The 9,030-nt window shown below is 42.7% G+C and carries 6 protein-coding genes, 1 tRNA gene and 2 rRNA genes; 5 read left to right on the top strand and 4 right to left on the bottom strand.

From position 1 onward, the window contains the following. The 3 genes from rrf (HC725_RS07745) to rrf (HC725_RS07735) form a co-directional block, all read left to right on the top strand. Positions 1-94 (top strand): 5S ribosomal RNA (gene rrf, locus HC725_RS07745); the annotation flags it as partial. 54 nt (positions 95-148) lie between these two features. Beyond that, positions 149-225 (top strand) — tRNA-Thr (locus HC725_RS07740). 44 nt (positions 226-269) lie between these two features. Beyond that, a 5S ribosomal RNA gene (rrf, locus tag HC725_RS07735) occupies positions 270-385 on the top strand. Between the two features lie 313 nt (positions 386-698). Here the strand turns inward: rrf (HC725_RS07735) and gorA are convergent. After that, entirely contained in the window at positions 699-2,051 is a 1,353-nt protein-coding gene (gene gorA / locus HC725_RS07730) for a glutathione-disulfide reductase (protein WP_190331249.1), read from the bottom strand. Between the two features lie 129 nt (positions 2,052-2,180). Continuing rightward, positions 2,181-3,017: a 23S rRNA (adenine(2030)-N(6))-methyltransferase RlmJ gene (locus tag HC725_RS07725; RefSeq protein WP_190331248.1), complete on the bottom strand. Its 837-nt coding sequence runs from the start codon at positions 3,015-3,017 to the stop codon at positions 2,181-2,183. 220 nt (positions 3,018-3,237) lie between these two features. Here HC725_RS07725 and prlC point away from each other — a divergent pair, with 220 nt between their 5' ends. Continuing rightward, on the top strand, positions 3,238-5,280 hold the full coding sequence (gene prlC, locus HC725_RS07720; RefSeq protein WP_190331247.1) for an oligopeptidase A: 2,043 nt from the start codon (positions 3,238-3,240) through the stop codon (positions 5,278-5,280). Positions 5,281-5,374: 94 nt separating this feature from the next. Here prlC and HC725_RS07715 read toward each other — a convergent pair whose 3' ends face one another. Continuing rightward, positions 5,375-6,250 carry an ArgP/LysG family DNA-binding transcriptional regulator gene (locus tag HC725_RS07715; RefSeq protein WP_190331246.1) on the bottom strand — a complete coding sequence of 292 codons (876 nt, stop codon included), beginning with the start codon at positions 6,248-6,250 and terminating at the stop codon, positions 5,375-5,377. A 119-nt stretch (positions 6,251-6,369) separates the two neighbouring features. On the opposite strand from HC725_RS07715, the gene HC725_RS07710 reads away from it, so the two are divergent. Beyond that, positions 6,370-6,993: a LysE/ArgO family amino acid transporter gene (locus HC725_RS07710; protein WP_190331245.1), complete on the top strand. Its 624-nt coding sequence runs from the start codon at positions 6,370-6,372 to the stop codon at positions 6,991-6,993. A gap of 286 nt (positions 6,994-7,279) precedes the next feature. Here the strand turns inward: HC725_RS07710 and HC725_RS07705 are convergent, their stop codons facing one another. Next, complete coding sequence (locus tag HC725_RS07705) at positions 7,280-8,839, bottom strand: isocitrate lyase (RefSeq protein WP_238928462.1); 1,560 nt, start codon at positions 8,837-8,839, stop codon at positions 7,280-7,282. Positions 8,840-9,030 lie beyond the last annotated feature (191 nt).

Raw genomic sequence — 9,030 nt, 5'->3', positions numbered from 1 at the left:
ACCCACCTGATTCCATGCCGAACTCAGAAGTGAAACACAATAGCGCCGATGGTAGTGTGGGGTCTCCCCATGTGAGAGTAGGACATCGCCAGGCTTTTAATTTAAGAGAGCCCGTTTTAAACGGGCTTTTTTATGCTTAAAACAAAATGCTGATATAGCTCAGCCCGGTAGAGCGCACCCTTGGTAAGGGTGAGGTCCCCAGTTCGAGTCTGGGTATCAGCACCAGTATTTAAAGTTTACGACTTCTTCAAATTTGTCGTCAGATTTTGCTTAGCGACCATAGCATTGTGGACCCACCTGATTCCATACCGAACTCAGAAGTGAAACACAATAGCGCCGATGGTAGTGTGGGGTCTCCCCATGTGAGAGTAGGACATCGCTAGGCTCATATTATTAAAGCCTCCCATTTATGGGAGGCTTTTTTGTTTGTCCTGTCTCGTTCTAGATAAGGTGAGCCTTAAGCTCTTGGATAGGTGCCTTTTCTCTACCCAAATTTTTGTTGGCCAAATCTTCCTTCACATTGAAACCAAACTAATAGACCATTGAGGTGAGCGTGCCTAAGGATCTTAAGAATTGTTTTTATTCTTAAAGAGGGGGGTAGGTGTAGAGAGGTAATTAAGTGCGGTTAAAGTCTTTTAAGTTGAACCATACTAGCCCTAGTGGATGGTGTTTGGGGAATAGTATGGTTCTATAAAGTCCTATCTCATGGTAACAAATTCTTCGCTTCCTGTTGGATGGATTGCAACAACGGCATCAAAATCTGCCTTAGTTGCACCCATTTTCATAGCAACTGCAAAACCTTGGATCATTTCATCAACTGTAAAACCGATACCATGTAGTCCGACAACTTTTTCATCGTTACCGGCACAAACTAACTTCATTTTACATGGTTGACGGTGTTGCGTGACAGCGGTGTACATTGCGGTGAATCCTGACTGATAAACCTTTATATTATCTTTACCATACTGTTCAATCGCTTGCTGTTCAGTAATACCAATAGTACCAATTGGAGGATGGCTGAATACTACAGTAGGAATGAGATCATAGTCCATTTTGGCGTTAGTCTGCCCATTGAATAGACGCTCAGACAATTGACGGCCAGCTTTCACAGCCACAGGAGTCAGTTCAACACCTCCTTCCATAATGTCGCCCACACAATAAATACCTTTCACGTTGGTTTCTTGGTATTCATCGACTTTAATATAACCGCGGTCATTAGTGGCAACACCAGTCACATTTAAGTTAATAGCATCAGTGGTTGGATGGCGTCCAATTGCCCAAATAAGTGTATCAACATTTTGGCTTTCACCGTTTTCAAGGTGGAGAGTGATACTGCCATCGGCTTCTTTAATCACTTCTTTAGGAACAGAATGAGTATGCAGTGTTGGACCTTCGGTATTCATTACTTCAACCAAGGTTTCCACAATCATAGGATCAAAACTGCGTAGTGGTGATTCTTTGCGGACATACAAATGGGTATCAGTGCCGAGAGCGCTTAATACGCCAGCGATTTCGACGGCAATATAACCTGCGCCAACGACAGCAACACGTTTTGGTTGTTCGTTTAGATCAAAGAAACCATTGGAATCAATACCGTGCTCAGCACCTGGTACGTTTGGAATGCTTGGGCGCCCGCCAACGGCAATCAGAATATGATCGGCGGTGTAAAGTTCACCGTTTACCTCAACTGTTTTTGCATCGACAAACTTCGCAAAGCCACGGATTACATTGATTTTATTGTTACCCAAAACACGGTCGTAAGACTGATGAATACGACCAATGTATGCTTGGCGGTTTTCGACCATTTTAGCCCAATTGAAGCTTTTTACTTCAACATCAAAGCCGTAATCTTTTGAGTATAAATTGATGGCTTCAGCTACTTGTGCACCATGCCACATTACTTTTTTCGGTACACAACCAACGTTAACGCAAGTACCGCCGAGATCTTGTGCTTCGATCAGTGCTACTTTTGCACCATACATTGCTGCACGGTTAGCTGATGCGATGCCACCACTGCCGCCACCAATACAAATGTAATCAAAATGCGTCATCTTGTTCTCCGTAACTGTGTTGAAGGCATGTGATATTATCAGCATGCTCATGATTATTAAGTTTGTGAGTTATTTATTCATAATGGGGATCGCCCACCAGAACTGCAACCCCCATTGTTGTGAGTTCGATTATTCAGGGACAATCCAATCTACTTTAGAAAATCCGGTAGATGGTGCTATCGATTGTTGTAATAATGGTAAGATTTCCTGCATCTGACTTTCTAGCTTCCACGGCGGATTAATCACGATCATGCCTGAAGCTGTCATTCCTCGTTCTTCACTATCGGCTGAAACACCTAATTCAATTTGCAGGATTTTACGAATCCCGAGATCTTTTAAGCCTTTCATCATGTCATCAATATTACGACGGTAAACCACTGGGTACCAAATAGCGTATACGCCGGTTGACCAGCGTTTATAACTTTGACCAATTGCTTTCACTACATCTTGGTATTCGTGCGTCAATTCATAAGGTGGATCTATTAATACTAAACCACGGCGTTCTTTTGGCGGTAAACATGCTTTTAAATGAGCAAAGCCATCTTTTTGATGAATAGATACTTGGCGATCACGATGAAATTCTTGTTCAAGTAACGGAAAATCACTAGGGTGTAGCTCAGTAAGAACCATGCGATCATTTGTTCGTAAGTGAGCACGTGCTACGCGTGGAGAACCTGGATAATAACGTAGTTCATTATCAACGTTTAAGTTTCGAATCGCGCCTAAGTAACTGCTCACCTCTTCAGGTAATTCAGAATTCCAAATACGAGCAATCCCTTGTTTGTATTCGCCGGTTTTTTCAGACCATTCATGGGTTAAATCGTAACGACCAACCCCCGCATGAGTATCATGATAAACAAATGGCGCATCTTTTTGCTTCAGAGCATTAAGAATAAGGCTTTGAACAATATGTTTAACAACGTCGGCATGATTGCCAGCATGAAAGCTGTGGCGATAACTCAGCATGAAAGATCTCTTCAAAATAATTCAATATTATAGCCATGATACCGAATATTGACTGGCGATGCTTTACAAAAGATAAACCGCGTTACCCATTGAATTTTACTTATATCGACTACATTTAATAACAAAGACACAAATAATCTAGAATTTAAGCATTGAGCAATAAAGTCTCTCGCTTTAAAAGAACTTGGCGATTACGCCTTCAGTGATTAAGGAAGCATTCATGTCTAACCCGTTATTAAGCTTTACCGACCTCCCGCCATTCACTCAAATTAAACCAGAACACGTTCAGCCCGCAGTGGAACAAGCGATTGCCGATTGCCGCGCTCAAGTGGAAAAAGTATTACAAAATGACGCCGCACCAAGTTGGAATACCATCTGTGAGCCATTAACTGAAACTGATGATCGCCTTGGTCGACTTTGGTCACCAGTAAGCCACTTAAACTCAGTGAAAAACAGCAATGAATTGCGTGAAGTGTACGAAGCTTGCTTGCCGTTACTATCCGAATACGGCACGTGGGTTGGTCAACATAAAGGTTTGTACGATGCGTATAAAGCGATCCAAACCAGTGATGAATTTGCCACATTGAATACCGCTCAACAAAAATCAATTACCGATGCATTAAAAGATTTCGAATTATCGGGTATTGCACTTCCTGCGGATGAGCAAAAACGTTATGGCGAGATAAGTAAGCGTTTATCTGAGTTAGGGTCAACCTTTTCCAATAATGTGCTGGATGCGACCATGGGTTGGAGCAAGCTGATCACGGAAGAATCCGAATTAGCCGGAATGCCAGAATCGGCTGTGTCGGCGGCAAAAGCGAATGCAGAAGATAAAGAATTAGACGGTTGGCTGTTAACACTTGAAATGCCATCTTACATTCCTGTGATGACCTATTGTGATAATCAAGCATTACGCCAAGAAATGTATGAAGCCTTTGTGACTCGTGCCTCTGATCGTGGTCCAAATGCAGGTAAATGGGACAACACAGAAATTATGGCTGAAGAGTTAAAATTACGCCATGAAATCGCTCGTTTGTTAGGTTTTAGTTCGTACGCTGAAAAATCACTGGCGACTAAAATGGCAGAAAACTCTGGTCAAGTGATGAGTTTTTTAAACGACTTAGCCATCAAAGTGAAGCCGCAAGGTGAAAAAGAAGTCGAGCAACTACGTCAGTTTGCTGAGCAAGAATGTGGTGTGACTGAATTGAACTTGTGGGATATCGGCTATTACAGCGAAAAGCAAAAACAAAAACTTTTTCAAATTTCAGATGAAGAACTGCGCCCATACTTCCCAGAAGCTAAAGTTGTTTCGGGTTTATTTGAAGTATTAAACCGTGTGTTTGGTATGACTGTAAGCGAAAAGGAAGGCGTAGAAGTGTGGCATAATTCAGTCCGCTTCTTTGAAATTAAAGATCCGAAAGGCGAATTACGCGGTAGTTTTTATCTAGATTTATACGCTCGTGAACATAAACGTGGCGGGGCGTGGATGGATGAATGCCGCGTGCGCCGTAATTTGAAAGATGGTTCTATCCAATCACCAGTGGCGTACCTAACTTGTAACTTCAACAAGCCAGTGGGTGATAAGCCTGCGTTGTTTACCCATGATGAAGTCGTTACCTTATTCCATGAGTTTGGCCATGGTATTCACCACATGCTCACCAAGGTAGCTGTTGCCGATGTATCTGGTATTAACGGTGTGCCTTGGGATGCGGTTGAATTGCCAAGCCAGTTCTTAGAAAATTGGTGCTGGGAAGAGGATGCGTTGTCATTTATCTCTGGTCATTACCAAACGGGTGAACCACTGCCAAAAGAAATGCTCGATAAAATGCTGGCAGCAAAGAATTTCCAATCGGCAATGTTTATTTTGCGCCAGTTAGAGTTTGGCCTATTCGATTTCAGTCTGCACTCGCAATACGATCCTGAAGTCGGCGCGAAAGTGCTAGAGACGTTAGCTGAAGTAAAAGCCAAGGTTGCAGTACTGCCAAGTTTAGAGTGGAATCGTTTCTCACATGCATTTAGCCATATTTTTGCAGGTGGTTACAGCGCCGGTTACTACAGCTATTTATGGGCTGAAGTGCTTTCCAGCGATGCATTCTCCCGTTTTGAAGAAGAAGGTATTTTCAATAAAGAAACCGGTCAAAGCTTCTTGAATAACATCCTAGAAATGGGTGGCAGTGAAGAGCCTATGGAGCTGTTCAAGCGCTTCCGCGGTCGTGAGCCACAAATTGATGCCATGTTGCGCCATGCTGGCATTGAAGGATAAATAATTCTCTTTATTTGAAATGAAAACACAAAGCCCTGAATGAAAGTTCGGGGCTTTTTAGTCTATCTAACGTACTGCTTATTCAGTTAAATTCTTATCTAATCAATTTTTGCACATTTGAGCTGATCAACACATTCGACAATTTTTCCAACAGCGAACCATTTTGGTGCCAATAATGCCAATACAGTGGGACTTGTACGCCGTCCTGTTGTGGGAATATTTCAACTAATTGATCAATAAAAGGTTCCGCTTGTAAGAGCGGCAGCAAACCATAACCTTGGCCGCTGAGTACCATGTGCACTAAACCTTCGCTTGATGGGCAAATATGGTAAGGATAAGTCTGATTAAAGCCATATTGTTGCAAGGATTGTTTATGTAGTTTATCGGAGGAGCCAAAAATAACAGCTGGCGCATGAGGTAACTCTGCATGTCGATCGTGAGTGGAAAAGTAACGTTGATAAAAATCATGAGTGCAATAAAAACGGTACTCCATATTGCCAAGAAAATAGCTACGAGTGCCATTGAGTGGTTTTTCTGAGCTACACAAACAGCCCAGCACTAACCCTTCTTCCAGATGCTTTAAGCCTTCACTTTGATCTTCAATAATGAGTTCAAATATCACACCATGTTGCTGTGAAAAATGTTGAATCGCAGGAAACCACCACGTGGCTAAGCTGTCGGCGTTCACCACGATTTTAATGGCATGTTGTTTGGTCATATCGCCCATTACATGACTTAACTCTAATTCGAGTTGTTTGACCTTAATGACATGATTAGCCAGTGCTTGTCCGGTTTCAGTTAATGACAGAGCTTTGCCACGATGAACCAAAATCGCCCCCACTTTTTGCTCAAGCGAACTGATACGTTGAGAAATAGCCGATTGCGTAATATTGAGCTCATTGGCGGCGGCGTCAAAACTTTTGAGTGCGCCAATACGCTCTAGTGATTCCAATAATTTATAGTCGAACATAATGTGTATTAAATAAGTTTATCTAATGTTAGTTAAGTTATTTTAATTTTAACTTATGATGAGTTGGCGTGATACTGCGCGTCTCACGTTTTCACTTCAAGTTTTTAAGGAATCCACTCATGTTGGCAATGGTAGTCAAAGGGGCATTTTTGTCGGGTAGTTTAATTGTGGCAATCGGTAGTCAAAATGCCTTTTTATTAAAGTCAGGATTGAAGAATAACCATGTGATGCTGGTGGCGACCATTTGCTTTCTTGGCGATATTTTGATGATCTCAACCGGTATTCTAGGTGTGGGTGCATTATTAGAACAAGCGCCAATATGGCGCGATGCCTTAACATTGGCTGGCATTGCCTTTTTATGTTGGTATGGATTTTTATCGGCTAAATCAGCATGGAAAGGCCAAAGTCATCTAGATGTTGACTCTGGTGATGTCAATCGCAGTTGGGTGGCCGTGGCAATGATGACGCTTGCGATGACTTTCCTTAATCCACATGTGTATATCGATACTATTGTGGTGTTAGGCGGTGTCACTTCATCGCTTACTTTTGATGAGAAAAAATGGTTTTTGCTTGGCTCACTAACGGCGTCGGCAGTGTGGTTTTATGGCGTGGCGTATATTGCCAAAAAACTGATCCCATTTTTTGCCAACCCGAAAACCTGGCAGATTTTAGATAGTGTGATTGCGGTGATTATGTTTTCGATTGCGGCAGGGTTGGTGAGGGGATTGGTTTTTAGTTCCTAGTCTCGAGATCCGAGTAAAACATATCGACCAATTACCGTCATTCCAAAAGTGAGGGACGAGCTGTTTGGAATCTCCTAAAGCACGCTGAGACGCCAATAGTTGTGGGAGATTCTGAACTGCGCCCCTACGTCGATTTTCAGAATGACAGGCTTTTTCTTAATATAAAAAAAGCTTCATCATCTACCGCTAACTGGGAGATGAGAAGCTTTTGGTTAAGGGAATGGTTATTGTTGAGTCTCTTAGCTCGGCTCTTGAGCTAAGCGTCTTCGTGACTCGTCACTTGCTATTAAGAGAACTGATTCATGGTGTTGTTCTCACCTGAGGCTTTTAGTGCTTGGTCGCCAGAGAAGTATTCTTTGTGATCATCTCCAATGTTCGAACCTGACATATCTTGGTGCTTCACTGATGCCAAACCTTGGCGTAACTCTTTACGTTGAACGCCAGCCACATAAGCCAACATGCCTTGCTCTCCGAAGTAGTCTTTCGCTAAGTTATCGGTAGAAAGTGCTGCTGTGTGGTATGTCGGTAGCGTGATCAGGTGGTGGAAAATACCCGCTTGCGCCGCCGCATCACGTTGGAAGCTTTGGATTTTCTCATCCGCTTCTAGCGCCAATTCTGAACCATCGTACACTTGGCTCATCAATTGGGAACGCTCATAAGTGGATACGTCTTTTCCTGCTTCATTCCAACCATCAAATACTTGTTGGCGGAAATTCAGCGTCCAGTTGAATGATGGGCTGTTGTTGTAAACCAACTTGGCATTTGGTATTACCTCACGAATTCGATTGACCATGCCTGCAATTTGTTCAACGTGAGGTTTTTCGGTTTCAATCCACAATAGATCAGCGCCGTTTTGTAGGGAGGTAATGCAGTCTAGTACAACGCGATCTTCACCTGTGTCAGGCTTGAAGCGAATCAGACCATTAGGCAGACGAGTGGGTTTGATCACTGCATTACCTTGTTTTAGTACCATATCACCGGATTCAAGCTCAGATAGAGACGTAATTTCTACGCCATCAATATAAGCGTTGTATTGATCGGAAAGATCGCCTGGTGTCTGTGATACTGGAATTTTTTGCGTTAGCCCCGCGCCCAATGAATCGGTACGCGCTACAATCACGCCATCTTCTACGCCCATTTCTAGAAATGCATAACGTACGGCATTGATTTTAGCCAGAAAATCTTCGTGCGGCACGGTGACTTTTCCGTCTTGGTGGCCACATTGTTTGGCATCCGATACTTGGTTCTCAATTTGAATGCAGCACGCACCCGCTTCAATCATTTTCTTCGCGAGTAAATAAGTCGCTTCTTCGTTACCAAATCCGGCATCAATATCGGCAATGATAGGAACAACATGAGTTTCAAAGTTATCGATTTGTTTTTGTACTGCTTGGATTTTGATGTCGTCACCGGAAGCTTTAGCCGAGTCCAAGTCTTTAAATAAATGATTTAACTCACGAGCATCGGCTTGCTTTAAAAAGGTGTACAGCTCTTCAATCAGCATAGGAACCGAGGTTTTTTCATGCATGGATTGATCGGGCAGTGGGCCAAATTCAGATCGCATAGCCGCGACCATCCAACCTGAAAGATACAAATAACGACCGCGTGTGGTTTCAAAATGCTTTTTAATTGAAATCATCTTTTGCTGGCCGATAAATCCATGCCAACAACCTAGAGATTGAGTGTAGTTAGATGAATCAAGATCATAAGCGTCCATGTCTTCACGCATAATTTTCGCAGTATAATGCGCGATATCCAAACCGGTTTTAAAGCGATTTTGCAGGCGCATACGAGCCACATATTGCGGTGTGATCGCACTCCAAGTGCTGCCTTGCTTTTCGATCATTGAGGTCGCATCTGCAAGCTGTTGTTTGTAGCTGTTTTGCTGACTATTTGATAAATGAGTAGTGGTATTTGGCATAATGATTCCCTTCTATTTGCTTTGATTCTCATTGCAAGAGCGCTTTGCTTCTTTTAGCGAGGCTGCTCTACGATTTTTGTTATTGAATTAAATTTATAATTTCGCGATTTTTATTA

Origin of the sequence: Vibrio sp. S17_S38 (assembly GCF_014694375.1) — a bacterium.
Classification (GTDB): domain Bacteria; phylum Pseudomonadota; class Gammaproteobacteria; order Enterobacterales; family Vibrionaceae; genus Vibrio.
This window is presented reverse-complemented; position numbering and strand designations above follow the sequence as displayed.

Coding starts and splice junctions, on each gene's coding strand:
- gorA (WP_190331249.1), bottom strand. CDS start 2,051: ATGACGCATTTTGATTACATTTGTATTGGTGGCGGCAGTGGTGGCATC.
- HC725_RS07725 (WP_190331248.1), bottom strand. CDS start 3,017: ATGCTGAGTTATCGCCACAGCTTTCATGCTGGCAATCATGCCGACGTT.
- prlC (WP_190331247.1), top strand. CDS start 3,238: ATGTCTAACCCGTTATTAAGCTTTACCGACCTCCCGCCATTCACTCAA.
- HC725_RS07715 (WP_190331246.1), bottom strand. CDS start 6,250: ATGTTCGACTATAAATTATTGGAATCACTAGAGCGTATTGGCGCACTC.
- HC725_RS07710 (WP_190331245.1), top strand. CDS start 6,370: ATGTTGGCAATGGTAGTCAAAGGGGCATTTTTGTCGGGTAGTTTAATT.
- HC725_RS07705 (WP_238928462.1), bottom strand. CDS start 8,839: ATGATCGAAAAGCAAGGCAGCACTTGGAGTGCGATCACACCGCAATAT.